The sequence below is a fragment of the Haloarcula rubripromontorii genome (assembly GCF_001280425.1).
Lineage (GTDB): Archaea > Halobacteriota > Halobacteria > Halobacteriales > Haloarculaceae > Haloarcula > Haloarcula rubripromontorii.
Window position 1 is genome coordinate 620,033 of record NZ_LIUF01000002.1, and the last position, 23,408, is coordinate 643,440.

General features: G+C 63.7%; 23 protein-coding genes. 19 read left to right on the forward strand and 4 right to left on the reverse strand.

Translation table 11 applies throughout. The annotated features are described in order from the left end of the window. The first annotated feature begins 18 nt into the window (after positions 1-18). The 4 genes from AMS69_RS08370 (at position 19) to AMS69_RS08385 (ending at position 2,552) form a co-directional block, all read left to right on the forward strand. Positions 19-426: a helix-turn-helix domain-containing protein gene (locus AMS69_RS08370; protein ID WP_238378362.1), complete on the forward strand. Its 408-nt coding sequence runs from the start codon at positions 19-21 to the stop codon at positions 424-426. 79 nt (positions 427-505) lie between these two features. Next, positions 506-1,267, forward strand: a complete 762-nt coding sequence (locus tag AMS69_RS08375; protein WP_053967606.1) for an aldo/keto reductase — start codon at positions 506-508, stop codon at positions 1,265-1,267. A 169-nt stretch (positions 1,268-1,436) separates the two neighbouring features. Further along, entirely contained in the window at positions 1,437-2,267 is an 831-nt protein-coding gene (gene hop / locus AMS69_RS08380; protein ID WP_053967607.1) for a halorhodopsin, read from the forward strand. Between the two features lie 102 nt (positions 2,268-2,369). Further along, positions 2,370-2,552: a hypothetical protein gene (locus tag AMS69_RS08385; RefSeq protein ID WP_053967608.1), complete on the forward strand. Its 183-nt coding sequence runs from the start codon at positions 2,370-2,372 to the stop codon at positions 2,550-2,552. Between the two features lie 159 nt (positions 2,553-2,711). Here the strand turns inward: AMS69_RS08385 and aspS are convergent, their stop codons facing one another. Then, positions 2,712-4,016 carry an aspartate--tRNA(Asn) ligase gene (aspS, locus tag AMS69_RS08390; RefSeq protein WP_053967609.1) on the reverse strand — a complete coding sequence of 435 codons (1,305 nt, stop codon included), beginning with the start codon at positions 4,014-4,016 and terminating at the stop codon, positions 2,712-2,714. A gap of 191 nt (positions 4,017-4,207) precedes the next feature. On the opposite strand from aspS, the gene AMS69_RS08395 reads away from it, so the two are divergent. The 6 genes from AMS69_RS08395 to AMS69_RS08420 all read left to right on the forward strand — a co-directional run bounded on the left by AMS69_RS08395 (position 4,208) and on the right by AMS69_RS08420 (position 9,852). Beyond that, positions 4,208-5,107 (forward strand): ABC transporter permease subunit, encoded by a 900-nt coding sequence (locus AMS69_RS08395; protein WP_053967610.1) that lies wholly within the window; start codon positions 4,208-4,210, stop codon positions 5,105-5,107. Continuing rightward, complete coding sequence (locus AMS69_RS08400; RefSeq protein ID WP_053967611.1) at positions 5,104-5,853, forward strand: ABC transporter ATP-binding protein; 750 nt, start codon at positions 5,104-5,106, stop codon at positions 5,851-5,853. The genes AMS69_RS08395 and AMS69_RS08400 overlap by 4 nt, the downstream gene beginning before the upstream one ends. Further along, positions 5,850-6,422 carry a hypothetical protein gene (locus AMS69_RS08405; protein ID WP_053967612.1) on the forward strand — a complete coding sequence of 191 codons (573 nt, stop codon included), beginning with the start codon at positions 5,850-5,852 and terminating at the stop codon, positions 6,420-6,422. The genes AMS69_RS08400 and AMS69_RS08405 overlap by 4 nt, the downstream gene beginning before the upstream one ends. Positions 6,423-6,561: 139 nt before the next feature. Then, positions 6,562-7,053 carry an Lrp/AsnC family transcriptional regulator gene (locus AMS69_RS08410; RefSeq protein WP_053967613.1) on the forward strand — a complete coding sequence of 164 codons (492 nt, stop codon included), beginning with the start codon at positions 6,562-6,564 and terminating at the stop codon, positions 7,051-7,053. A gap of 157 nt (positions 7,054-7,210) precedes the next feature. Then, positions 7,211-7,648, forward strand: a complete 438-nt coding sequence (locus AMS69_RS08415; protein WP_238378363.1) for an NAD-binding protein — start codon at positions 7,211-7,213, stop codon at positions 7,646-7,648. Further along, a complete protein-coding gene (locus tag AMS69_RS08420) occupies positions 7,648-9,852 on the forward strand; it encodes an APC family permease (RefSeq protein WP_053967615.1) in 2,205 nt (734 codons plus the stop codon). Before AMS69_RS08415 ends, AMS69_RS08420 begins: the two co-directional genes overlap by 1 nt. On the opposite strand, the gene AMS69_RS08425 is transcribed toward AMS69_RS08420, so the two are convergent. Beyond that, complete coding sequence (locus tag AMS69_RS08425; RefSeq protein ID WP_053967616.1) at positions 9,853-10,566, reverse strand: phosphoglycerol geranylgeranyltransferase; 714 nt, start codon at positions 10,564-10,566, stop codon at positions 9,853-9,855. Between the two features lie 154 nt (positions 10,567-10,720). On the opposite strand from AMS69_RS08425, the gene AMS69_RS08430 reads away from it, so the two are divergent. The 3 genes from AMS69_RS08430 to AMS69_RS08440 all read left to right on the forward strand — a co-directional run bounded on the left by AMS69_RS08430 (position 10,721) and on the right by AMS69_RS08440 (position 11,848). After that, complete coding sequence (locus AMS69_RS08430) at positions 10,721-11,197, forward strand: hypothetical protein (protein WP_053967617.1); 477 nt, start codon at positions 10,721-10,723, stop codon at positions 11,195-11,197. A gap of 61 nt (positions 11,198-11,258) precedes the next feature. Beyond that, positions 11,259-11,660 (forward strand): Rieske (2Fe-2S) protein, encoded by a 402-nt coding sequence (locus AMS69_RS08435; RefSeq protein ID WP_053967618.1) that lies wholly within the window; start codon positions 11,259-11,261, stop codon positions 11,658-11,660. After that, positions 11,657-11,848 (forward strand): hypothetical protein, encoded by a 192-nt coding sequence (locus tag AMS69_RS08440; RefSeq protein WP_053967619.1) that lies wholly within the window; start codon positions 11,657-11,659, stop codon positions 11,846-11,848. The genes AMS69_RS08435 and AMS69_RS08440 overlap by 4 nt, the downstream gene beginning before the upstream one ends. 9 nt (positions 11,849-11,857) lie before the next feature. On the opposite strand, the gene AMS69_RS08445 is transcribed toward AMS69_RS08440, so the two are convergent. Beyond that, the gene (locus tag AMS69_RS08445; RefSeq protein WP_053967620.1) at positions 11,858-14,341 is read right to left on the reverse strand and encodes a DNA topoisomerase I; all 2,484 of its coding nucleotides are present in this window, start codon (positions 14,339-14,341) and stop codon (positions 11,858-11,860) included. A gap of 223 nt (positions 14,342-14,564) precedes the next feature. Here AMS69_RS08445 and AMS69_RS08450 point away from each other — a divergent pair, with 223 nt between their 5' ends. Together AMS69_RS08450 and AMS69_RS08455 are read left to right on the forward strand one after the other, a co-directional pair. Continuing rightward, positions 14,565-15,113: a hypothetical protein gene (locus AMS69_RS08450; RefSeq protein WP_053967621.1), complete on the forward strand. Its 549-nt coding sequence runs from the start codon at positions 14,565-14,567 to the stop codon at positions 15,111-15,113. A 170-nt stretch (positions 15,114-15,283) separates the two neighbouring features. Next, positions 15,284-15,580, forward strand: coding sequence for a hypothetical protein (locus AMS69_RS08455; RefSeq protein ID WP_053967864.1), 297 nt, complete (start codon positions 15,284-15,286; stop codon positions 15,578-15,580). A 56-nt stretch (positions 15,581-15,636) separates the two neighbouring features. Here the strand turns inward: AMS69_RS08455 and gatB are convergent, their stop codons facing one another. Then, positions 15,637-17,154 carry an Asp-tRNA(Asn)/Glu-tRNA(Gln) amidotransferase subunit GatB gene (gatB, locus tag AMS69_RS08460; RefSeq protein WP_053967622.1) on the reverse strand — a complete coding sequence of 506 codons (1,518 nt, stop codon included), beginning with the start codon at positions 17,152-17,154 and terminating at the stop codon, positions 15,637-15,639. A gap of 143 nt (positions 17,155-17,297) precedes the next feature. Here gatB and AMS69_RS08465 point away from each other — a divergent pair, with 143 nt between their 5' ends. The 4 genes from AMS69_RS08465 to AMS69_RS08480 all read left to right on the forward strand — a co-directional run bounded on the left by AMS69_RS08465 (position 17,298) and on the right by AMS69_RS08480 (position 23,407). Then, positions 17,298-17,600, forward strand: a complete 303-nt coding sequence (locus AMS69_RS08465; protein ID WP_053967623.1) for a DUF7518 family protein — start codon at positions 17,298-17,300, stop codon at positions 17,598-17,600. Between the two features lie 21 nt (positions 17,601-17,621). Next, complete coding sequence (gene smc / locus AMS69_RS08470; protein WP_053967624.1) at positions 17,622-21,215, forward strand: chromosome segregation protein SMC; 3,594 nt, start codon at positions 17,622-17,624, stop codon at positions 21,213-21,215. Then, positions 21,208-22,230 carry a segregation and condensation protein A gene (locus tag AMS69_RS08475; protein WP_053967625.1) on the forward strand — a complete coding sequence of 341 codons (1,023 nt, stop codon included), beginning with the start codon at positions 21,208-21,210 and terminating at the stop codon, positions 22,228-22,230. The genes smc and AMS69_RS08475 overlap by 8 nt, the downstream gene beginning before the upstream one ends. 73 nt (positions 22,231-22,303) lie before the next feature. Further along, positions 22,304-23,407: a site-2 protease family protein gene (locus AMS69_RS08480; protein ID WP_053967626.1), complete on the forward strand. Its 1,104-nt coding sequence runs from the start codon at positions 22,304-22,306 to the stop codon at positions 23,405-23,407. The last annotated feature ends 1 nt before the right edge of the window (position 23,408 follow it).

The window sequence follows — 23,408 nt, forward strand, 5'->3', positions numbered from 1 at the left end:
TAAATTTTACGTGGATAAATGAATAATCAAAGGAATGGAGGGTCTCAGAGCGACCAGTGGTGTGGGATGACGCCGTCGGAGCGAACGCTGTCTACGGCGGATGTAGATGACGTGTTCGAGGTGTTGGCTGATTGGCGCCGCCGCGCCGTCTGTCGCTACTTTGCAAGGGGTGACCGGACGGCCGCTGACGTTGGGGCGCTCGCATCGGCGATCTCGGAGCTGGGGGGCACGAGTACGGTCGATGCAGCAGACACGTCACCCGCGACTATCCGAGCCCAACTCGAAGAGGAGCACCTGCCAGTGCTCCATCGGATTGGACTCATCGACTACGACGAGCGAAGCGGCGCAGTGAAGTACTGGGGATCGCCCACCGTCGAAAAGTGGGCTGACCACGCGGCGGCTGTCACGCAGCAGACCGACTTCTAACCGACCGCGAGGCGCATCTGGGGGGATGTCGCCTGTCGGAGCCGCTACTGCTTTTTAACGGGGGTCCAAACGCCGGAGCATGGACCTCCCACCAGTCGGACTCGGCACGATGGGCATCGAGGACGCGGCGGTCGTTCGGACGGCCATCGACCGTGGCTACCGCCACCTCGATACCGCGCAGATCTATGACAACGAGAGTACTGTCGGCGCGGGCATCGCCGCCGCCGGAACCGACCGTGCAGACCTGACTGTCGCGACGAAGCTCTGGATCGACGCACTCGCGGCAACTGCCGTCCGCCCGGCGACAGAAGCGAGTCTCGACCGGCTCGGCCTCGACGCCGTCGACCTGCTGTACGTCCACCGTCCACGCGGCGACTACGACCCGGAAACGACGCTGCCCGCCGTCGAGGCCCTGTGCGAGGCGGGACTGACCGAACACGTCGGACTCTCGAACTTCGACCCGGACCAGCTGGCCATCGCGCGCGACCACCTCGATGCGATTGCTGCACATCAGGTCGAGTTCCATCCGCTGTTCTGGCGGGAATCACTGCTCGCTGACGCCCAGAAACACGGCTATCCGCTGGTCGCGTACGCACCGCTGGCCGGCGGTCGCGTGTTCGAGGAACCGGCCATCGTCGACATCGCGGACCAGCACGACACGTCGCCGGCCGCCGTCAGCATCGCCTGGGTGACCAGCTACGAAACCGTCGTCACGATTCCGAAGGCGTCCTCCCGGCCCCATCTCGAAGCCAACCTCGCTGCTGCCGACTTGGAGCTGACTGATGCCGAAATTGCGCGTATCGAAGCCATCGAGCGTGAAGAAGAACTGTTCCCGGAGTGACTCCTTGCCGTCCGCCACGAGCGGCCAGGCGTGGTCCGAGACTGTCTGGCTCGGTGGTCCGCTGACCGTGTCCGTGAGTGGTCCCTCCCTTCCGAAACCCGAATCTGATAGCCGATACCGATACCGTTTGGCTACGCGTCTTTAAGTGTGCTCTTCGTAGTTAGCATACATGACAGCTGCCAGTACCACTGCAACGACAGTGCTTCAGGCGACACAGTCAGACGTGCTTCAGGAGATACAGTCGAATTTCCTCCTGAACTCCTCGCTCTGGGTGAACATCGCGCTGGCGGGCGTCGCCATCCTCCTGTTCGTCGCGATGGGTCGAGATATAGAGTCGCCCCGCGCGAAACTCATCTGGGTTGCGACGATGCTGGTGCCGCTGGTCTCGATTTCCAGCTACGCCGGCCTGGCTTCCGGGCTGACGGTCGGGTTTCTGCAGATGCCGCCGGGCCACGCCCTCGCCGGTCAGGAAGTCCTGTCGCCGTGGGGCCGGTACCTGACGTGGACGTTCTCGACACCGATGATTCTCCTGGCGCTGGGCCTGTTGGCAGACACCGACATCGCGTCGCTGTTCACCGCCATCACGATGGACATCGGGATGTGCGTGACCGGCCTCGCCGCCGCGCTCATTACCTCCTCGCACCTGCTGCGCTGGGTGTTTTACGGCATCAGCTGTGCGTTCTTCCTCGCAGTGCTGTACGTCCTGCTCGTCCAGTGGCCAGCCGACGCGGAAGCTGCCGGCACAAGTGAGATATTCGGGACGCTCAAGCTTCTCACCGTGGTGCTGTGGCTCGGCTACCCGATCCTCTGGGCGCTGGGTTCCGAGGGGGTTGCCCTTCTGAGTGTCGGCGCCACTTCGTGGGGCTACTCCGGGCTAGATATCCTCGCAAAGTACGTGTTCGCGTTCCTGCTTCTGCGCTGGGTCGCCGCCAACGAAGGCACCGTCTCAGGGTCCGGGATGGGTATCGGTTCCGGCGGAGCTGCGCCTGCAGACGACTGAGTAGGGTATTGAGACAACGGCGCTGTTCTGCCGTCTCTCCGTCGTTGCCCGCACCAACAAATGCAGAAAAAATAAGCTATATCGCCCATGTGACTAGTCTGTATGCCCTCCCCATTCGAGAACCCGATTGTTCGCTACGGTCTCCCACTAGTCAGCGCTACGGTCGTTGCGGCCGTCGCGCTCCTCTTGCTCGAAGGAACGATACGCTACGTCGCACTCGGGATCGCCGCACTCGAAGTTGTGGTTGTGCCACAAATTCTGAAACAGGCGGCGTCGAACGCATAGTCAGAGCCGGGTCGGACTTCCGTCCTCGTGTCGGTTCGGAGCGAAGCCTTTCGGCTATCCAGCTCTGTCATTCCAAACTCAGAGAGCGCGAACCGCGACGAGATAGTGTGACTCGCTCCGCTCGCCTCACAAGCTCCCGCTCAACAGTAGCGTCGTCGCCTACGGGCTCAGACGCTGGCGATCCCGCGGGAACAGCACCGCTTCCCGGATGTTCTCCAGACCGAGCATCGTCATGATGAGGCGCTCGCCGCCCAGTCCCCAGCCGGCGTGTGGCGGCATGCCGTACTTGAACATCTTGGTGTAGTACTCGAAGGCCTCCGGGTCCAGCCCCTGCTGTTCGAACCCTTCGACGAGATGCTCGAAGCGGTGCTCACGCTGACCGCCCGAGACTAGTTCCATCGACGGGTGCATCATGTCGAAGCCGGTCGAGACCTCCTCGTCGTCGTCGTGGTCCTTGATGTAGAACGGCTTGATCTCGCTGGGCCAGTCGGTGATGAAGTAGTGCTCACCGACCTCCTGCCCGAGGACGTGCTCGGCTTCCGTCGAGAGGTCGTCGCCCCACACCAGCGGCTCGTCGAGTTCGCCTGTGGCGTTGATCTTGTCGAGTGCCTCCTCGTAGGTGAGCCGCGGGAAGTCGCCCTCCGGCGCTGCGAACTCGTCTTCGAGGCCGAGCGCTTCGAGTTCGTCCTGGCAGTTTTCGGCGACGCCCTCGTAGGCAGACTTGACGACGTGTTCGCAGGCGTCCATCGCCTCGGTGTGGTCGTAGAAGGCCGACTCGAAGTCGATGGAGGTCGCCTCGTTGAGGTGCCGTGGCGTGTTGTGTTCCTCGGCGCGGAAGATCGGGCCGATTTCGAAGACGCGTTCGAGGCCGGAGCCGACCATCAGCTGCTTGAACAGCTGTGGGCTCTGGTTCATGAACGCTTCCTGCCCGAAGTACGTGATCGGGAACAGTTCGGTGCCGCCCTCGGTCCCCGTGGCGACGATCTTCGGCGTGTTGATCTCCGTGCAGTTGAGGTCGCGGAACGCCTCGCGTACCGAGCGGAGGACTTCCGCGCGGATCTCGAAGATGGCCTTCACTTCGTCCTTGCGGAGGTCGAGCGTCCGGTTGTCGAGGCGGGTCGGTAGTTCGGCGTCGACCTTGCCTGACGGGTCGAGGGGCAGTTCGGGGTCGGCTTCCGAAATCACGTCGACGGACTCCGGCGTGACTTCGACACCGGTGGGCGCGCGCGGTTCCTCTTCGACAGCGCCGGTCACCGAGATGACCGATTCGCGCTGGACGTTCAGTCCCGTTTCCACGAGGTCGTCGTCCATCTCGTCTTTCTCGAACTTGACCTGTATCTTGCCGGTGGTGTCTCGAAGGATAAGGAAGGCAATACCACCGAGATCTCGGATCTCGTGGACCCAGCCGGCGACGGTGACCGTGTCACCCGGCGTCGCGTCCGCCGTGTAGGTTCGGTTTTCCATGGACGTTCGTTCTTGTGGCCGGAACTTAAGAACAGTCTTTCGAGGTGAGGACGCAAGTCGTTCTCGGCTGGGATGGGAGTGAAAACTTCACCAGTACTTTTCAGGCCCGACCGAAGCGGTAGCTCGGTGCCATTTGAACGTATAAACAGTTGATAGTGTGTTTTATGTGATATACTTTCAAACCCGACCACATGGCCCTCCCCCGATGGTTTCCCGTTGCGCGGAAAGAGGCAGTCGCGCTACTCAAATCGAAAGGAACCTGGCTACTTGCTCCCCTGCTCGTCGTCTGGGGCTACGGTCCCACTTACATTAGTTGGGACATCCTTGGTCCGGACGTTACGGTCGGGTTCGTTCAGGCGGCCGGGTCCACGCTGCTCCCACTCTGTGTCCTGTTACTCACGTATCGGTCGATTGTCAAAGAGCGCACGTCGGGGAGCTTGAAATTCCTGCTTGGACTGCCCCTCACGCGAACTGATATTCTCATCGGCAAGGTCTTCGGTCGGAGCGTCGGCGCAGTGCTTCCATTTGCCCTCGCAGCGGTCATTCTCGGCGTGATTGGCGGTGTCAAGTTCGGGCTGTTCTCCCCGCTGCGTTTTATCGGCGTGTTTCTGGTGACGGTGCTGTACATCGCTGTACTCGTGTCAATCGCAACAGCGGCATCAGCAGTGACGACCAGCACAGTCCGTGTCACCGCCGTGCTGTTCGGCGGTTTCTTTCTGCTGCTGACACTGGGATGGAAAATCGTTGGTGTCCGGCTCTACTCAGCTGTGACCGGGAACGCAGTGAATCCGCTCGAACCGCCCGCCGACGGCCTGTTGTTCGCTATCCTTCGGATTTCACCGGGGCGTGCGTACCGAACCGTAACGAACTGGATACTCGGACTGGCAAACTCCGGCGGCCAGTACACGTCAGTCGCCACGGTACTGTATCCCGGGCACTCGATCAACGAGTACGTGGTTGACACAGCCTTCAGTGGACAGTCAGTCCCAGCCTACCTGCACGAGTCGGTCGCTCTCGTCGTATTGCTTCTCTGGGGAGTCATCCCGCTCGCACTGGCCAGCTATCGATTCAACCGGGGTGACCTCGCGTGACGCCGCCGGCAATCGAGACGGAGGGGCTTTCGAAACAGTACGGCGAGGTTGATGCGCTCGATGCACTGAACATGACCGTAGCGCAGGGCGAGGTGTACGGTTTTCTCGGCCCGAACGGCGCCGGGAAGTCGACCACGATCAATCTGCTGATGGACTACGTCAAACCAACGTCGGGGACCGCGCGCGTGCTGGGTCACGACCCGTGGACCGATGTCGTCGCCTGCCACCAGCGCGTTGGTATCTGCCCCGACCGCTTCGAAACATACGAGTCGCTGTCCGCGCGGCGGCATCTCGAACTGGTGATCGATACGAAGCGTGCGGACGACGACCCGCGAGCACTGCTTGAGCGCGTTGGGTTGGCTGATGCTATCGAAAGACCCGCCGGTGAGTTCTCACAGGGGATGGAACAGCGGTTAGCACTCGCCATGAGTCTCGTCGGGGAGCCGGACCTCCTGATTCTCGACGAGCCGTTCACCGGGCTTGACCCCCACGGCGTCGCGCTGGTGCGAGATGTTGTCGAATCGGAGTCCGACCGCGGTGCGACGGTCTTCTTTTCCAGTCACGTCCTCGGACAGGTCGATCTGGTCTGTGACCGTGTCGGGATTCTGTACAAGGGGACCCTCATTGCAGAAGGCACGCTGCCGGCGCTCCGAGACACCTGCGGCCTCTCGTCCGATGCGACGGTCGAAGACATCTTCATGACGCTGACTGATGGCTCCGCTCACGTTACCGAGGTGGACGGATGAACCGCCGCCGGTATCTGGCTGTGTCGACGGCGGTGCTGTCCGGACTCGCTGGCTGTCTGGGCGACACTGAGTACACGATCTCCAGCGTGGAGACCGAAGCTGATTCGCACCCGCTGGCACTGGATGTGACAGTGATTGATCGGGGCATCGCAATCGAAAGCCCCGGTCGGCTGGATATAACCCTCCGAAACACTGGGACACAGGACGTTACAATAAAGAACACTGGCGTCTGGCCACTCGGAATGTTAGGGCTGACGCTAGCGGGTGAGTCAGTGTCCGCTGACATTCTCCTGTTGACTGATGCGTATGAGCAGTCAAATGCTGTCGAGGTACGGCCAAACGGAGCGAGAAGAGACAGCGACCCAATCACCGGAACACTGGCGACTGCTGAATCTATTCAGCGGCAGTACGAACTCATCGGGCGGCGGGTTTCAACCGCCGGCACGTACACGCTGCAGGGCTACTTTGACGACGTTCCGCTATCCTACCGCACTGGCGAGGATACCGACTGGGTCGCGTACCACCCGACAGTAACTGTGACACTCACCGAACAGTCGGTGCTTTCCTGAGACACAGCGGCGTCTGTGCCTCGAATCCGCACAGCGGGGCGTCGTGCTGCTGGCGAGTCAGCGGGGAGTGCCGGACAATACCGTCGCGTCCAGGCCAATATCCTGAACTTTTGTACTGGTAGCCGTCGAAACAGTCGATATGGCCGACGCGGAGTACCCTATCGACGACCTGGACCGGAACATCATCTATGCACTACAGCAGGATGCGAGACATACTTCGGCGAGTGAAATTGCCGAGTCGCTCGATGTCTCCGCACGAACGGTCCGGAACCGTATCACGAAGCTCGAAGAGGCCGGCGTCATTGCGGGCTACGATGTCGATGTCGATTATGAGGCCGCGGGGTATCAACTCCATACGCTCATCGTCTGTACGGCACCAATCCACGAGCGCGAGGAGGTCGCGCAGCGGGCACTCGACGTCTCCGGCGTCGTCGCTATCCGGGAGGTCATGACTGGGGCCGACAACGTCCACGTCGAGGTGGTCGGAACCGACGGCAACGACCTGAGCCGCATCGGCAGGGACCTCAACGATATCGGACTGGAAGTCGTCGACGAGGACCTCATTCGGAACGAGTACACTCGGCCGTTTCACCAGTTCGGGCACAACGAGGCCGAGGGTGAGTCTACATAGTATACTCTTCCGAAAATAGATTATATAGCTACAATAATCCGGAATCGGAACTATTTCCTAGATATTTATCGGTTTCCGGAATTGATGTTGGTGTACTGGCCGGGTAGCTCTGGCCGCTACGAACCCAATGATATCTCCTACCGGACTCCGCGAACGAGTGGACGACGACATCGACCCCCCGTCAGTACTGGTCATCAGCGACCGGTACGTCGGGTCTGCGGTAGTAACGACGTTAGGTCGTGGCACCGATGTCTGTCTCGTCACCGACCACGACGGCGTTGCCGGGCAAACGCCCGACGACGCCCGCGTGGTAGTCGGTGACGGGCGGGAGCGTGCTGTTCTCCGAGACGCCGGGGCTCAAACGACTGACATCGCCCTGATCTCGATGCAGACCGACCACGGGGCGTTCCTCGTGACACAACTGCTTCGGACGCAATTCGATGTCGAAACCGTAGTCGTTGTACTGAACGACCCGCAGCATCGACCGGCGTTCGAGTCGGTCGGTTCCGAGGTGGTCTGTGGTTCCCAAGTCTTGGCAGCCGAGCTTGAACGGACTGTCGAAACAGCGTTCAAAACGCTCGAAACCGCGAAATAATGGCCAAGGATCTGGAACGCGATCTCGGACTGCTGTCAGTGGTAGCGATATCAATCGGCGCAATGGTCGGCAGCGGCATCTTCATCCTGCCGGCGCTGGCGGTGAAAGACGCCGGGGCCGGTATCATCGTTGCCTACCTTCTCGCGGGCGTGCTCGTGCTGCCCGCCGCACTCAGCAAGGCCGAAATGGCGACAGCAATGCCGGAGGCCGGCGGCACGTACGTCTATATCGAGCGGTCGATGGGGCCGCTGCTTGGAACGGTCTCCGGCCTCGGCACGTGGTTTTCGCTCTCGTTCAAGGGCGCGCTCGCGCTCGTCGGCGGCGTGCCGTACCTCGTCCTGCTCTTCGATCTGCCGATCCGGCCGGTTGCGATCACGCTGGCCGTCGTTCTTGTCCTCGTCAACATCCTCGGCGCGGAGCAGACCGGCCGACTCCAGATCGGCATCGTCGCGGTGATGCTCGTAGCGATTGGCTGGTTCGTCGCTGGTGGCGGGCCGGCAGTCAACACCGCGACGTACGGTGGGATGTGGGACTACGGTGTCGAAGGAATCTTCGCCGCAACCGGCCTCGTGTTCGTCTCCTTCGCCGGCGTGACGAAGATTGCCTCTATCGCCGAGGAGGTCGAAGACCCGGACCGCGTCATCCCGCTTGGAATGCTTGGATCGCTCGCCTTCACTACGCTGCTGTACGTGCTTGTCGTCGCCGTCGTCGTCGGCGTCATCCCGCTCGACCAGCTCGCCGGGAGCACGACGCCCATTGCGGACGCGGCAGAGACGACGCTCGGCACAGCTGGTGTCGCGGCCGTCGTTCTGGCGGCGATTCTGGCGCTGGTCAGTACAGCTAACGCCGGTATCCTCTCCTCCTCGCGCTACCCGTTCGCCATGAGCCGTGATGGGCTCGCGCCCGATCTGCTCAGCACGGTCAGCGACCGCTTTGGCACGCCGGTGACCGCCATCACGCTGACCGGCGGCGTGATGTTGCTGCTTATCCTCTTCGTTCCGATTCTGGAGATTGCGAAGCTCGCGAGCGCGTTCAAGATCCTCGTGTTCGCGCTCATCAACGTCGCGCTCATCGGCTTCCGTGAGAGCGACGCCCCCGACTATGACCCCTCCTTCGAGGTACCGCTCTACCCGTGGACGCCGATATTCGGCACCCTCACCGGATTCGCCCTGCTGACGCAGATGGGTCCGGTTGCGATAGTCGGGGCCGTCGGCATTGTCGTCGGCAGTGTCGTCTGGTATCTGGGCTACGTCCGACCGCGAGTCACCAGAGAGGGCGCGATCAAGGAGTCCGTCCGCCGGAGCATCGGCGACCGCGCGCTCGACCGGACCGAGGAGACGCTCGACGAGACGGCGGATACCTCCGTGCTTGTCGCCCTTCCCGAGGGGTCCTCGCGGCAGAGCGAAGCGACACTGCTTGAGGTCGGGGCCGCGCTCTCGCCGACCGGCAGCAGCCTTTCTGTCGTCCAGTTCGACGAAGTGCCCGACCAGCAGCCCCTCGATTACGCCTCCGGCGTGCAATCCCCGGACGACCGCGAATTCGAGTGTCGGACCGATACGCTGGCGGCTGCCCTCGACGTCCCGGTCGAGTACGGCGAACTTGTCAGCCACCACCCCGAACGGGCCGTCGCCAACGCCGTCGACGAGCGGGGCGTCGATGTGCTGCTGGTGGAACGTGGCGCGTCCTTCGAGGACTCGCTACTGGGCGACAGTGTCGACCGCATCCGGAAACAGACGGACTGTGATACCATCGCCGTCGACGCACAGCCGCTCGACGCGCTGGAGACGATTACGCTGGTCACGACCCGTGGTCCATATGACCCGCTGAAAGTCCGCGTTGGGAACGCTGTCGCGACAGCGACCGAGGCCGACCTTCAGTTCCTCTACCCGCTTGATGAGCGCCAGTCGGCCGAACAACGCCAGCAACTCGAAGCGTACCACGACGACCTGCTGGAACTCTGTGACGTGCCGACGGAGCGACGCTTCGTCGACCGGCAGGACCTTTCAGCGGCGATAGACGCAGCTGACAGCGACAGGACCCTCCTGATACACGCACACAACGGTGGGCTTTCGGCCCGCCGGTCAAACAGCGACGGGACTACGCAGTCGGCAATTCAAGACAGCGACCACGCGTCGATAGAAGTAGACACGAAACGCCATCCCGACGGTGTCGTCGGCCGCCTGCTCGAACGGCTGGCGTTCTAACTACTGAACGGTCGCCGTCGCATCCTTCGCGCCTTGCACCGTCTCTCGCACTGCGTCGACGCCTTCGTCGTGGACGAGGTCGCCGACGACGATGGTGTCTGCGTGCTGTGCCATGGTGCGGGCGGACTCGTAATCGTGGATGCCGCCGCCATAGAACAGCGTCGCGTCGTCGAGCGTGTCTGCGGCGGCGGCGACGATGTCGGTGTCGCCGAGCATCCCCGAGTACTCGACGTAGACAATCTCCTGCCCGAGGAGGTGTTCGGCGGCTTCGGCGTAGGCGGCCACGTCGGCCGCGTCGAGGTCGCAGTTGGCCTGCGTGTAGGACGCTACCGACGCCTCTGGGTTCATGACGATGTAGGCCTCGGTGAAGGTCCGCGACCAGTCGATCTCGTCGTCGATGCGTATCCACTCCTTGTGCGCGCCGGTGATCCAGGCCACATCGCCGGCGTTCATCACGACCGGAATGAGATAGCCGTCGTGACGGTCGCTGTGGACGACTGACGCGGGATTAGACGGTTCGATGTACACGGGGATGTCGTGTTTCCCGCAGGCGTCGACGACCCGCTTCATCTTCTCCTCTGTCATTCCGGTGGTCCCGCCGACTTCGATGGCGTCGGTCCCCGTCGCCGCGACGTCTTCGAACGTTTCTCCGTCAACCAGCGTCTTGTCGGGGTCTATCTTCACGATGTGGTCCCAGTCCGCCCAGTCGCTCATACCTGCCAGACTTGCGCGTGGCCGTATAACCGCTTCGGATACATGTATCACAGTGAGTCGCGCTGACAGCCCGACTCGGACAGTCCGACCGGCGTCGGCTCCGGATATATATGTCTCCGAAGATTTATGACGGTTATGTTACAATCGTCAGACAATGACAGCGGACAAGCGCCGGTACGTCGTCACTGCTATCCGAGGTGTGCTCGTTCTCACGGGCGCTGTCGTGACGGTGGCAGTGTTGTACTCCTTCTCGACGATGCCGACAGCGGCGGCGTCCGGTGACAGCTTCGTCCGCGGACTCTCGTATCTGTTCGGTAGCGTCTTCTTCGTCCTCGCACTGGGCGGTGCCGGACTCGGCCTTGCCCTCCCATCGCTTCTGGGGGCCGACGACGCGCTGGCGTTCGACCGCTGGCAACGTCGCTGTCTCCAGGCTGCCGGTGGCCTCTTTGTCGGCGGCTTCGTCGTTGGACTGGCGACGGGACTGCTCACCGAGTTGCCGCTCGGGCTCCTCCTCTGGCTCGTCGCCAGTGCTCTTGCTGTGCTCGTCGTTAGTTGTGTGCTGGTCTGGCGACTGTTTGCGGTGTTCGTTACTGCGCTGGTCCGTCTCATCGCCGCGGAAACCGGTGAGTGACGCAGACAGCGTAGGCGTGCGACGGTAACGCTGATACCAGCGGCAACCTAACGCGCCAGTCGTGCAGCGACTTACCACAGTCGAGACGGTCCACGAAGACGGGTCGTGGCTGTTCACCGCCGAAGACTCTTACGGAGACCTCGAAGAGGTCGTTCTTGTCCCCTGTGAGGACGGCGTCGAGGCATGGGTGAACCGATGTACGCACGAGGCACAGCGATTCGACACCGGGCGGGGCGTTCCGATGCGAGATGACCAGCTCATCTGCCCCCGACACGGCTCACTGTTCGACGCCTGTGACGGCGGCTGTGACAACGGCGACGCCGCCGGGACGACGCTCCCCGGCGTCGAGATATCGGAGACCCACGGCGACGTGTTCCTCACCGACGACGACTACGCGTTCGCTCACGAGGGTGGTATCGACGACGATGACGGGCCGAGTTCCACATCTCACCTCCAGCTGTGACCGGCGGCCACAGCATCGATCGGGACCGCCTGCGGGCCGGCGTCGTCGAGTGCCCGCTCTGTGAACGCCAGATTCCCGACCCGGTTGCACACGCGGTCGTCTACGGTGCCGTCGAGACGGTCACAGCTGACAACGCCGATGCCGTCGAGTGTCCAGTCTGTGATGGCGTGACGTTCGTCGCCGACTGACGGCCCGGTTCAGGCCTCCAGTTCGTCCTGCCACTCGCGGACCTGCGTGGCGCTGACGCCCTGGACCTCGGTGGCGACGATGTCGGGGTCGGCCTCCCGGAGCGCCGCCAGCGAGTCGACGCCGGCGTCGCCGAGCTTCTCCGCGGTCGCCGAGCCGATGCCGCTCAGGTCCTCCAGGTCCTCGACGGCCGTGCGGGCCTGGTACTCCTCGTAGTTGCAGATGGGACAGCCCAGTTCCCAAGGGTCGTCGCTGTCGGCGTCGATGACCAGCTCCGGCAGGTCGTGCTCCTCGCAAAAGGCCTCGGTCACGGAAATGTCGCCGTTGCGGGGCAGCGGCAGCGAGTAGTCGCAGTCGGGGTAGCGCGTACAGCCGACGAGCCGGGAGCCCGACCGGAGGTGTTTGATAGCCAACTCTCCGTCGTGCTCGTCGCCACACTCGGGACACGGCCCAATCACTTCGTCTTCGCTTTCGTCTGCCTTCTCGGCCTCACAGCGGGGACAGCCGTGGACGAAGGTGTCCCGGCCGGCGAGCATCTTGACGTGGTGCATGTCGTGCTCCTCGCAGTGCTCTTCGAGCACCTGGGGCTCGCCCGTCGACGGCAGCGGGAGCGTGTTGCGACACTCGGGGAAGCCGTCACAGCCGACGAAGTACGACCCCTGGCGCGAGCGCCGGACCAGCATGTCCTCGCCGCACTTGGGACAGGGACCGAGCGTCTTGTCGGCTTTCAGCGACTCCTGAAGGTGCTCGCCGATTTCCTCGCGGGAATCGCGGAGTTCCTCGAAGACGCGCTTGAGCATCTCGCGGGACTCGTCGGCCACGTCGTCAAGCGTCGCTTCGCCGTTTGCGATGGCGGTCATGTCAGCCTCCAGTTGGGCGGTCATCTCGTCGCTGACGACGTGGTCGGCGAACTCCTCGGCGGCCTCGACGACGGCCATCGCCAGCGTCGTCGGCCGGGGCGGGTCGCCTTCGATGTAGCCGCGGTCGTACAGTTTCTCGATGGAGTTGTGCCGCGTCGACTTCGTCCCCAGCCCCTTGTCCTCCATCGTCTGGATGAGCCGCGACTGGCCGTAGCGGCGGGGCGGCTGGGTCTGCTTGGCCTCCATCCGGACCTCCGAGATGGCCAGCTCCTCGCCCTCTTCGACGTCGGGGACGTGGTTCTCGCTGGCGCTGGAGTAGGGATACACGTCGTGATAGCCCGGTTCGACGAGGCGTTTGCCGTTGGCCTTCAGCGAGCGGCCGCCGGCGTCGGCGACGACCCGCAGGTGCTCCCACGTGGCGGCCTCGGCGACCGTCGCGAAGAAGCGCCGCACGACCAGCTCGTAGATCTCCCACTCGTCGTCCGAGAGGTCGACCTTCGGCGGAATCTCGCCCGTCGGGTGAATGGGCGGGTGGTCGGTGGTCTCCTCGTCGCCCTCGGTGGCGGTGATGTCCTCTTGCTCCAGCAGCGCCTCGGCGTCCTCGCCGAAGTGTCCGGCACCGACGAACTCGTCGAGTAGCGCGTCCTCTTCGAGGTCCTCGGGATACACCGTGTTGTCGGTCCGGGGGTAGGTGATGTAGCCGGTGGTGTACAGCTCCTCGGCGATGGACATCGCCTGCTGGGCGGAGTAGCCCAGCGAACTGGCCGCGGAGATGAAGGCGGTGGTGTTGAACGGCGTCGGCGGACTGTCGGTGCGGGTCCGGCGACGGACGCTCGTCACCGTCGCCGCGTCGACGCTCGTCAGGTCGGCGTAGGCGTCGTCGGCGTCGTCCTCGACCCAGACCCGCTCGGCCTCCTTCCCGTCGTCGTCGTAGAAGTACTGGGCCTCAAAGCCCGAGCCGTTCTTCTGCAGGTCGGCGAATATCTCCCAGTAGTCCTCGGGATCGAACGCCTGTATCTCGCGCTCGCGGTCGACAATGAGCTTCAGCGTCGGCGACTGGACCCGACCCACTGAGATGAAGTCGTCGCCCAGTTGCCGGGCCGACAGCGAGAGGAAGCGCGTGAGCGCCGCGCCCCACACGAGGTCGATAATCTGGCGGGCCTCGCCCGCGGCCGCCAGGTCGAAGTCGATGTCGTCGGGGTTGGCGAAGGCGTCCCGGACCTCCCGTTCGGTGATCGAAGAGAAGCGGACGCGGTCGACGGGCACGTCGGTTTCCTCGCGGATGAGTTCGTAGGCCTCCTTGCCGATGAGTTCTCCCTCGCGGTCGTAGTCCGTCGCGATGGTGGCCTCGTCGGCCTCCCGCGCCAGTTGCTGCAGCGTCGTGACGATGTTCTCCTGTGTCGGTTCCTTCGTCACGTCGGCGTCGATGAGTTCGACCGGCTCGACGTCGCGCCAGTCGTTGTACTCCTCGGGGAAGTCGACGCCGACGACGTGTCCGGAGAGGCCGACCACGCGGGTGTCACCCCACCGATAGACGTTGACGCCGTTGCGCCGATTCGCGGACGCACCCCCTTCTGAGAGGATCTCCGCGATGCGGCGAGCGGCGTTGTCCTTCTCGGTGATAATCAGCCGCATCGGACACCACCTGTTGCTGTCATTACCCGTCGCTACGGAGTCAGTTGTTCTAAAGGCTTTCGGGAAAATCAGGCGACAGCGCGGGTGTGCGGGCGCTTGCGGGGCCGCTCGCGCTCGCGCGAAGGTAGCCATTATAACTTCGGCCATGCCCCGCGGAGGTGGCGACCCTCGGCACTACTCATCACTTCGACGCACTCTTGCCACTGCCACCCCGACTGTCAGTATGGATCGCCGGACGACCAAACTCCTCCGCGGAACCGCCGCCACGCTCGTCTTTGCGACGGCGGCGTTTCACCTCTGGTGGGGACTCCCGCGAAGCATCATCTACGCGCAGGCGATAGAGGGACTGTTCGGACGGGGTCTCCCGCCGGACCCTCGCCCGTTTCTGTTTGTCGCCTTCGCAGCGGTACTGCTCGCTGGCCCGTATCTCATCACCCGTGGCATCGTCGGTCTACGGAACGCCTATATCGCCGGGACTGTCCTCATGATTGCGTCCATCGCCGGGTGGGTGTTCTGGCACGCCACCGGGCACGGGGCCTTCCTCGTCGACGGGTTCTCCGCACCATCGTCCGGTGGCGGTGGCCACCACCACGGCGGGAGCACTGCCCTGCTGATACTGGACCATTTCACCACGGAACCGGTCGAATCAGCTATCAAGACCATCGAAGCGTTCGCCGTAACGATATTCGTGACACTGCTGTGGAAGGACCCTGCGATTATCCCGGGCGAGCGGCGTGAGAACGTCGAGTCGAACGCATCGAGCGAATCGTAGCACACGACGCCCCGTAGCGGATCTTCGGACAGTCTCTGACAGTAACCACGCCTGTAGAATTCAGGATCGACTCGGCAAGAGAACGGCGGTATCGTGACATTTATTATCAGTAGTGTGTCTCTTGTTACAGGATGGGAACTTCTATCCCGGACGTGGTATGGGACACAGGGATGGACCGGGTGTTTGAAGCACTGTTTACCCGCCGGCGTCGAATGATTCTGTTCATGTTGAAACAGCGGAGTCCACGGCCGATTGTCGACTTTCTGCCCAGAAGTGCTGGAGCCAGAAATACCGAAGCCGAACTCCGACACGACGACCTGCCCCGACTGGCCAGTTTAGCGTACATCGACTGGGACCGAGCGGCCGACGAGGTCTCACGGGGCCAGCGATTCGACGAAATCGAACCGATGCTCGAACTACTCGAAAATCACGCTGATGAACTGCCGGATGACTGGCCACGGCGGTGACAGGGCGACAGAGAGACAGAGTCGCCCTGCCCGGTACGGTCGAGTAGAACGCGCTCCTAGCCCTCCAGTTCCTCGCGCAGTAGCCCGTTCACGTCGCCGGGGTCGGCGCTCCCACCGGTCTTTTGCATGACCTGCCCGACGAGGAAGTTGAGCGCGCCGCCCTCGCCGCTGTGGTAGTCCTCGACGGCGTCGGGGTTCTCGTCGATGGCATCCACGACAGCCTGCTGGACCTCGTCGCCGGAGGTCTTGCCCAGTCCCTCGCGGTCAACAACGGTATCGGGGTCGTCGCCCGTGTCGAGCATCTCTCGAAGCACGGTCTCATGGGCGTTTTTGGCCGTGATCTCGTCCTCGGCGACGAGTTCCACGAGCCGGGTCACCTCGTCGAACCGGTCGTCGATGTCCGTGATTTCCATGTCGCGGTAGTTCAGTTCGCCAAGCAGATTGTCGGCGACCCACGTCGCGGCTAGGTTGGCATCGAAGCGTTCGGCCACGTCCTCGAAGAAGTCCGCGACCTGCTTCGTGCTCGTGAGCTTCGAGGCAGCCTCCTCGCTCAGGCCGTACTCTTCGACGAAGCGCTCGCGGCGGGCGTCGGGGAGTTCCGGGATGGGGACCTCGTCTTTCCAGTGGCTGACTCGTAGCGGCGGCAGGTCGGCCTCCCGGAAGTAGCGGTAGTCCTTCTCTTCCTCTTTCGAGCGCATCGACACCGTGTTGCCGTGGGTCTCGTTGAAGTGGCGGGTCTCCTGTTCGACGGCGCGGCCCGACTGGATGAGCTTCCGCTGGCGGGAGGCCTCGAAGGACAGCGCCTGCTCCGCGCCCTTGTGACTGGAGATGTTCTTGACCTCGGTGCGGTTGGCGTCTTCGAGGACGGCCTCGTCGATGTCGCCGTCCTCGTTCACCTCGCTCGCATCGACCATCGAGAGGTTCGCGTCGATACGGAGGCTGCCGTCCCGCGTCGCGTCGAACACGCCCAGGTACTCAAGCACTTCTTCGAGCTTTTCGAGGAACGACCGGACCTCGCCCGGCGCACGGAAGTCCGGTTCCGTGACAATCTCCATCAGCGGCGTCCCGGCGCGGTTGTAGTCGATGAGCGTGTAATCCGCGCGCTCGATGGAGCAGGTTCGGGACTCCAGCGGGCCGGACCCCTCGCGGACGTGCTTGATGGAACCGGGGTCCTCTTCGAGATGCGCCCGGCGGATGTCGACGCTGCGACGCTCGCCCTCGACGGAGAATTCGAGTTCCCCGTCCTGACAGATCGGCGAATCGTACTGCGTTATCTGGAAGTTCTTCGGGAGATCGGGGTAGTAGTAGTTCTTCCGGTGGAAGGTGGTTTCTTCGGGGATATCGGCGTCGATAGCCTTGCCGACCTTCACGGCGGCCTCGACCGCGCCCTCGTTGATCACCGGAAGCGCGCCGGGAAGGCCAAGACACACTGGACAGGTGTGGGTGTTTGGTTCGGCACCGGCCACGTCGGTCGAGCAACCACAGAAGATCTTCGTCGCCGTCTCAAGCTGGACGTGGACCTCCAGCCCGATGACAGCCGCGAGTTCGCGGGCTTCGGACGCTTGTGCAGTCATTATCCGGGGTTCGGTGGCGCGTGGCTAAAGGCTAACGACCCTGTACAGTGTCGGGACGGACTCGACCCTCCAGAGCGGACGTATCACTCGAACTTCCAATGTCTGACGTAGGTATAAGTGTCCACAATGGATGGGTTACGGATATGTGCGGCAACCGAGTCGAGGAACTCGAAACGCGCGTCAGAGAACTGGAAGCGTCGGTCGAGGGACTGACCGACGAACTCGTCGAATGCAAGGTTCGTATCCGGGAACTCGAAGCCAGCGTCGACGAGGACAACGGATTCAGCGCCGACGAGTCCGACTCGGAAGAATCGGCCGCCACCCAAACGGAGGCCGACACACCTAACACTGCGGATACCGACGAGGGTGATAACAGGGAGGAAGCCGAAGCCGCGTCGGAGACCGAGACCGAAGAGGACTCCGAATCCGACATCATCGTCGCGTAGGGCTGTCGGCCACACCACCGTATGCATATCAAAGAGCTCGTCCTCGACAATTTCAAGAGCTTCGGGCGCAAGACCCGAATTCCGTTCTACGAAGACTTTACCACTATCAGCGGCCCGAACGGCTCGGGCAAGTCCAACATCATCGACGCGATTCTGTTTGCGCTTGGACTCGCTCGCACCTCGGGTATCCGCGCCGAGAAGCTGACCGACCTCATCTACAACCCCGGCCACGCCGACGAGGACGCCGAGTACGACGGTGAACGGCAGGCCAGCGTCGAGGTGATTCTGGCCAACGACGACCGGACCCTCGAACGGTCACAGGTCGTCAACGCCGCCGGCACCGAGGACGTGGGTGATGTGGACGAGATCGCAATCAAACGCCGGGTCAAGGAGACCGAGGACAACTATTACTCCTACTACTACATCAACGGTCGCTCGGTCAACCTCTCGGACATTCAGGACCTGCTCGCGCAGGCGGGCGTGACGCCGGAGGGATACAACGTCGTCATGCAGGGCGACGTGACTGAGATCATCAACATGACGGCCGGCTCCCGTCGTGAAATCATCGACGAGATCGCCGGCGTCGCCCAGTTCGACGCGAAGAAGGCCGACGCCTTCGACGAACTGGAGGTCGTTCAGGAGCGCATTGACGAGGCCGAACTCCGCATCGAGGAGAAACAGGAGCGCCTCGACCAGCTTGAAGACGAACGGGAAACGGCGCTGAAGTATCAGGACCTCCGCGATGAGAAAGAGGAGTACGAGGGCTACCGGAAGGCCGCCGAACTCGAAGACAAACGGGACGAACTGACGGCGGTCGAGGAGACCATCGACGAGCTCGAAAGCGAACTCACCGAACTCCAGACGGAACTCGACGAGCGTCAGGGCGCGGTCATCCGGCTGGAGGACGAACTCCACGAACTCAACGGGGAAATCGAGCGCAAGGGCGAGGACGAACAGCTCGCCATCAAGCGGGACATCGAGGAGATAAAGGGCGATATCTCGCGGCTGGAGGACAAGATCGAGTCCGCCGAGGAGACTGTCGAGGCCGCCGAGAACGAGCGCCGGCAGGCGTTCGTCCAGATAGACCGCAAGCAGGAGACCATCGACGACCTCGAAAGCGACATCCGCGAGACGAAAGTCGCCAAGTCGAACGTCAAAGCCGACATCGCCGAGAAGGAGTCCGAACTCGCCGAGGTCCAGCAGCGCATCGACGAGGTCGGCGAGGAGTTCCAGGAGGTCAAGGACGAACTCGAATCGAAGCGCTCGCGGCTGGAGACGCTCAAAAGCGAGAAGAACGACCTCCAGCGCGAGCAGGACCGCCTGCTCGACGAGGCCCGCCGGCGCTCGAACGCCGAGGACGAGAAGCGGGCGGCTATCGAGGACGCCGAGGCCGAGATTCCCGACCTCGAAGCCGACATCGAGGACCTGGAGACGGAACTGGAGAAAGCCGAGCAGAACAAGGCGACCATCGGCGAGGTCGTCGACGACCTCCGGGCCGAGAAGCGGGAACTCCAGTCGGACCTCGACGACCTCGAAGACGAAATCAGCGCGAAACAGCAGGAGTACGCCCAGCTAGAGGCCAAGGCCGGCGAAGACGGCGACTCCTCCTATGGCCGCGCGGTGACGGCGATTCTCAACGCCGGGCAGGACGGCGTCCACGGCACCGCCGGGCAACTCGGCGGTGTCGACCCCGAGTACGCCACGGCCTGTGAGACGGCGGCCGGCGGGCGACTCGCCCACGTCGTCGTCGACGACGACAGCGTGGGCCAGCGCTGTATCGAGTACCTCAAATCGCGTAGCGCTGGCCGGGCGACGTTCCTGCCGATTACGCAGATGCAGAACCGCTCGCTGGGCTCGCTGCCGAGCGCCGACGGCGTCATCGACTTCGCGTACAACCTCGTCGATTTCGACCGTGAGTACGCGGGCATCTTCTCGTACGTGCTCGGCGACACCGTCGTCGTCGACAGCATGGACACCGCCCGCGAGCTGATGGGCGACTACCGGATGGTCACCCTTGACGGCGACCTCGTCGAGAAGTCCGGCGCGATGACCGGGGGTTCGTCCTCGGGCACGCGCTACTCCTTCTCGGGCGGCGCGGGCAAGCTCGAACGGGTCGCCACGCGCATCAACGAACTCGAAGACGAGCGCGCCGACGTGCGCGAGGACCTGCGGGACGTGGAGGAGCGACTCGACGACGCCCGCGACCGCGAGTCCGACGCGACCGAGCAGGTCCGGGACATCGAGACGAGCATCGAGCGCAAGGAGACCGCGCTCGAAGACACCCGCGACCGCATCGACCAACTGGAGGCCGATCTGGAAGAAATCGCCGCCGAGCGCGAGGACGTGGCCGACCAGATGGACGAGCTGGAGGCCGACATCGAGGCAAAGACCGAGGAGATCGACGCGCTCCAGTCCGACATCGACGAGCTGGAAGCCGAGGTCGAGGACTCGGAACTGCCGGACCTGACCGACCGGCGCGAATCCATCGAGGACGACATCGACGCGCTGGAGGACCGCCAGGGCGAACTCGACGCGGAACTCAACGAGTACCAGCTGGAGAAACAGTACGCCGAGGACGCCATCGAGGACCTCCACGACGACATCGAGGCGGCCCAGAACCGCAAGGCAGAACACGAGGAGCGCATCGACGACCTCGAAGCGAAGGTCGCCGAGAAGCAGGAGCTGAAAGCCGAGAAGGAACAGGCCGTCGCCGACCTCGAAGAAGAACTGGCCGAACTCAAATCCGAACGCGAGGACCTGAAAGCCGACCTGCAGGAGGCAAAGGAGGCCCGCGACGAGCAACAGGCCGCAGTCTCCGAAGTCGAGCGGGACCTCGAATCCGAGCAGGAAACGCAGGAACGTCTGGAGTGGGAAATCGACGAACTCGAAGCGCAGGTCGGCGACTACGACCCCGAGGACGTGCCCGACCACGAGACGGTCGAACAGGAGATCGACCGGCTGGAGACGGAGATGGAGAAGCTGGAGCCGGTCAACATGCGCGCCATCGAGGAGTACGACCGGGTCGACGACGACCTGCAGGAACTCGAAGACAAGAAGGCGACGCTGGTCGAGGAGGCCGACGGCATCCGCGACCGCATCGACACCTATGAGGCGCGCAAGAAGGAGACGTTCATGGACTCCTTTACGGAGATAAACGACCAGTTCCAGGACATCTTCGAGCGGCTCTCGAACGGCACCGGCCATCTCCACCTCGAAGACGAGGACGACCCATTCGAGGGCGGGCTGACGATGAAGGCCCAGCCGGGCGACAAGCCCATCCAGCGGTTGAACGCCATGTCCGGCGGAGAGAAGTCCCTGACGGCGCTGGCGTTCATCTTCGCCATCCAGCGGCACAACCCCGCGCCGTTCTACGCGCTGGACGAGGTCGACGCCTTCCTCGACGCGGCCAACGCCGATCTCGTCGGCGAACTGGTGGACGAACTCGCCGGCGACGCCCAGTTCGTCGTCGTTTCCCACCGCTCGGCCATGCTCGAACGATCCGAGCGGGCCATCGGCGTGATGATGCAGGGCGACAACGTGAGCGCCGTAACTGGCATCGACCTCAGCGGTGAGGGCGCAGACGACGGTGATGAGGAGGTCCCTGCCGATGACTAGCGAGCCGCCACATGGCTCGGAACAGTCGAGCGGCGACAGTGAGGAGCCGCGAGACGACGAGGCGACGGACGACCAGCCGGACGATATCCCACTTGACATCACCGGCCACGAGGACCGCGAGCCGCCCGGCGAGTCGGACGACGCCGCGGCGCTGCTGGGGGACTCTGCTGGCGCAGACACCCCGGAGCAGGCCGACGCCACGGACGGGGAGACTGCGGACGACGGCGACGAGGATGGGGACGTCGAACCGGTCGAGGTGCTGGTCCAGCTCGCGGACGACGGCGAGATCGACCCGTGGGACATCGACGTGGTGCGGGTCACCGACAAGTTCCTCGACCGCATCGACGACGCGGACCTGCGCACGTCGGGCCGGGCGTTGTTCTACGCGAGCGTCCTCATCCGGATGAAAAGCGACGCGATGCTCGGCGAGGGACAGACTGAGGAGGAACCGGCCGAGCCGTGGGAGCAGGCGATGCACGAGGACGCGCCCATCGAGGAGCCGGACCCCTTCGCCGCGCTGGAGTCGGAGATGGACCGCCGGCTCGAACGCCGGCGCGCCCGCGGGATGCCACAGACGCTCGACGAACTGGTTCGAGACCTCCGGGACGCCGAGCGCGACTCGTGGTGGAAGGAGTCCCGGGAGTATGACACCAGCGACTCCCCGAGTGGGTTCGACCGCGGGACGCAAGAACTGGATTACCGCGGGGCCGACGACATGCGACTGGACGAGGAGCCGTCGGCCGCGGACGTGACCGGGACAGCCCACGCCGAGAACATCGACGACATCATCGCCGACGTCCACGACGCCGTCCGCGAGCAGTACGACAAGGGCCGCGAGGAGGTGCTGTACCGCGAGGTCGACACCGCCGGCGGGACCCGCGTAGAGACGTTCCTCGGGTTGCTCTTTCTGGCCCACCGCGGACAGGTCCGGCTCCAGCAGGACGACCTCTTCGGCGACCTCTGGATTCAGGACCCGAGCGCCGCGACCGGGTCGGACGAGGCCGTCGCGGACTGACCGGGCCGGAACTGCCCCGTCCGTAGCGGGGCCGGCAAACAGGTTCAAACGGGTCGAACCCTAAACGGAAGTAATGGCGACCCAGTCCTCGCCGCCGGAGTTGCCGGACCCGGAAGCGCTCGCGGATACCTTCCACGTCTACGAGGTCGACAGGACCGCAGAGGACGGCGTCCGGTACTACGGCGAGCCGATGACCGAGTCAGAGCAGGTCATCCACCGCATCGCGCCGGCGTTCCGCCAGCGCGGGTATCGCGTCGCGCTCAAACGAGAGATGGGCGAGTGGGTACTGATTGCACAGGAGCGGTCGCTCGGCGTCGACGGCATCCCGTGGTTGAACGTCGGACTCGCCGTCCTGACGCTGTTGTCGACGCTGTACGCCGGGACTCGCTGGTACGGGCTGTCCGTTCTCGAAGACCCGACAGCGATGCTCGCGGCGTGGCCCTTCGCCGCGGCAGCGCTCGGCATCCTCGCAGTCCACGAGTTCGGCCACTACGTCATGAGTCGCTACCACGAGGTAGAGGCGAGCCTGCCGTACTTCCTGCCGTTCCCGAATGTCCTCGGGACGCTGGGGGCGGTCATCAGCATGAACGACCACATCCCCGACCGCAAGGCGCTGTTCGACATCGGCGTCGCCGGCCCGCTCGCGGGCCTCGCCGCGACGGTCGTCGTGACTGCTATCGGCGTGACGCTCCCGCCGGTGGAGGTCACGAGCGGCATCGTCACGAACATCGAACTCGGCTACCCGCTCCTGCTGCAGGGCATCGCCGCGGCGATGGGCGAACCGCTGGAGTACGCGAACCCGCAACTGCTCCCGAACCCGGTCGTCATCGGCGGCTGGGTGGGGGCGTTCGTGACCTTCCTGAACCTCCTGCCTGTCGGGCAACTCGACGGCGCACACGTCGCCCGGTCGCTGTTTGGCGACCGCCTGTCGCTGGTCCAGCTAGCCGTCCCCGCCGCCCTGTTCGGGCTCGCGGGCTACCTCGTCGCCTTCGAAGGCGGGCGGGCGGCCGGGCTGTGGGCGTTCTGGGGAATTCTGGCGCTGGTGTTCGGCCGGCTCGGCTCCGCGACGCCGCTGGACGAGACGCCGCTGGGACTGGGCCGCTGGGCTGTCGGCCTGCTTACGTTCGTTCTGGGGATGCTCTGTTTCGTCCCGGTGCCGCTCGTCATCACGATGTAGC

What these genes read in the sequence shown, in the direction of transcription:
- AMS69_RS08370 (WP_238378362.1), top strand. Translation starts at nt 19, where the DNA reads ATGAATAATCAAAGGAATGGAGGGTCTCAGAGCGACCAGTGGTGTGGG.
- AMS69_RS08375 (WP_053967606.1), top strand. Translation starts at nt 506, where the DNA reads ATGGACCTCCCACCAGTCGGACTCGGCACGATGGGCATCGAGGACGCG.
- hop (WP_053967607.1), top strand. Translation starts at nt 1,437, where the DNA reads ATGACAGCTGCCAGTACCACTGCAACGACAGTGCTTCAGGCGACACAG.
- AMS69_RS08385 (WP_053967608.1), top strand. Translation starts at nt 2,370, where the DNA reads ATGCCCTCCCCATTCGAGAACCCGATTGTTCGCTACGGTCTCCCACTA.
- aspS (WP_053967609.1), bottom strand. Translation starts at nt 4,016, where the DNA reads ATGGAAAACCGAACCTACACGGCGGACGCGACGCCGGGTGACACGGTC.
- AMS69_RS08395 (WP_053967610.1), top strand. Translation starts at nt 4,208, where the DNA reads ATGGCCCTCCCCCGATGGTTTCCCGTTGCGCGGAAAGAGGCAGTCGCG.
- AMS69_RS08405 (WP_053967612.1), top strand. Translation starts at nt 5,850, where the DNA reads ATGAACCGCCGCCGGTATCTGGCTGTGTCGACGGCGGTGCTGTCCGGA.
- AMS69_RS08410 (WP_053967613.1), top strand. Translation starts at nt 6,562, where the DNA reads ATGGCCGACGCGGAGTACCCTATCGACGACCTGGACCGGAACATCATC.
- AMS69_RS08420 (WP_053967615.1), top strand. Translation starts at nt 7,648, where the DNA reads ATGGCCAAGGATCTGGAACGCGATCTCGGACTGCTGTCAGTGGTAGCG.
- AMS69_RS08425 (WP_053967616.1), bottom strand. Translation starts at nt 10,566, where the DNA reads ATGAGCGACTGGGCGGACTGGGACCACATCGTGAAGATAGACCCCGAC.
- AMS69_RS08430 (WP_053967617.1), top strand. Translation starts at nt 10,721, where the DNA reads ATGACAGCGGACAAGCGCCGGTACGTCGTCACTGCTATCCGAGGTGTG.
- AMS69_RS08445 (WP_053967620.1), bottom strand. Translation starts at nt 14,341, where the DNA reads ATGCGGCTGATTATCACCGAGAAGGACAACGCCGCTCGCCGCATCGCG.
- AMS69_RS08450 (WP_053967621.1), top strand. Translation starts at nt 14,565, where the DNA reads ATGGATCGCCGGACGACCAAACTCCTCCGCGGAACCGCCGCCACGCTC.
- AMS69_RS08455 (WP_053967864.1), top strand. Translation starts at nt 15,284, where the DNA reads ATGGACCGGGTGTTTGAAGCACTGTTTACCCGCCGGCGTCGAATGATT.
- gatB (WP_053967622.1), bottom strand. Translation starts at nt 17,154, where the DNA reads ATGACTGCACAAGCGTCCGAAGCCCGCGAACTCGCGGCTGTCATCGGG.
- AMS69_RS08465 (WP_053967623.1), top strand. Translation starts at nt 17,298, where the DNA reads ATGTGCGGCAACCGAGTCGAGGAACTCGAAACGCGCGTCAGAGAACTG.
- smc (WP_053967624.1), top strand. Translation starts at nt 17,622, where the DNA reads ATGCATATCAAAGAGCTCGTCCTCGACAATTTCAAGAGCTTCGGGCGC.
- AMS69_RS08475 (WP_053967625.1), top strand. Translation starts at nt 21,208, where the DNA reads ATGACTAGCGAGCCGCCACATGGCTCGGAACAGTCGAGCGGCGACAGT.
- AMS69_RS08480 (WP_053967626.1), top strand. Translation starts at nt 22,304, where the DNA reads ATGGCGACCCAGTCCTCGCCGCCGGAGTTGCCGGACCCGGAAGCGCTC.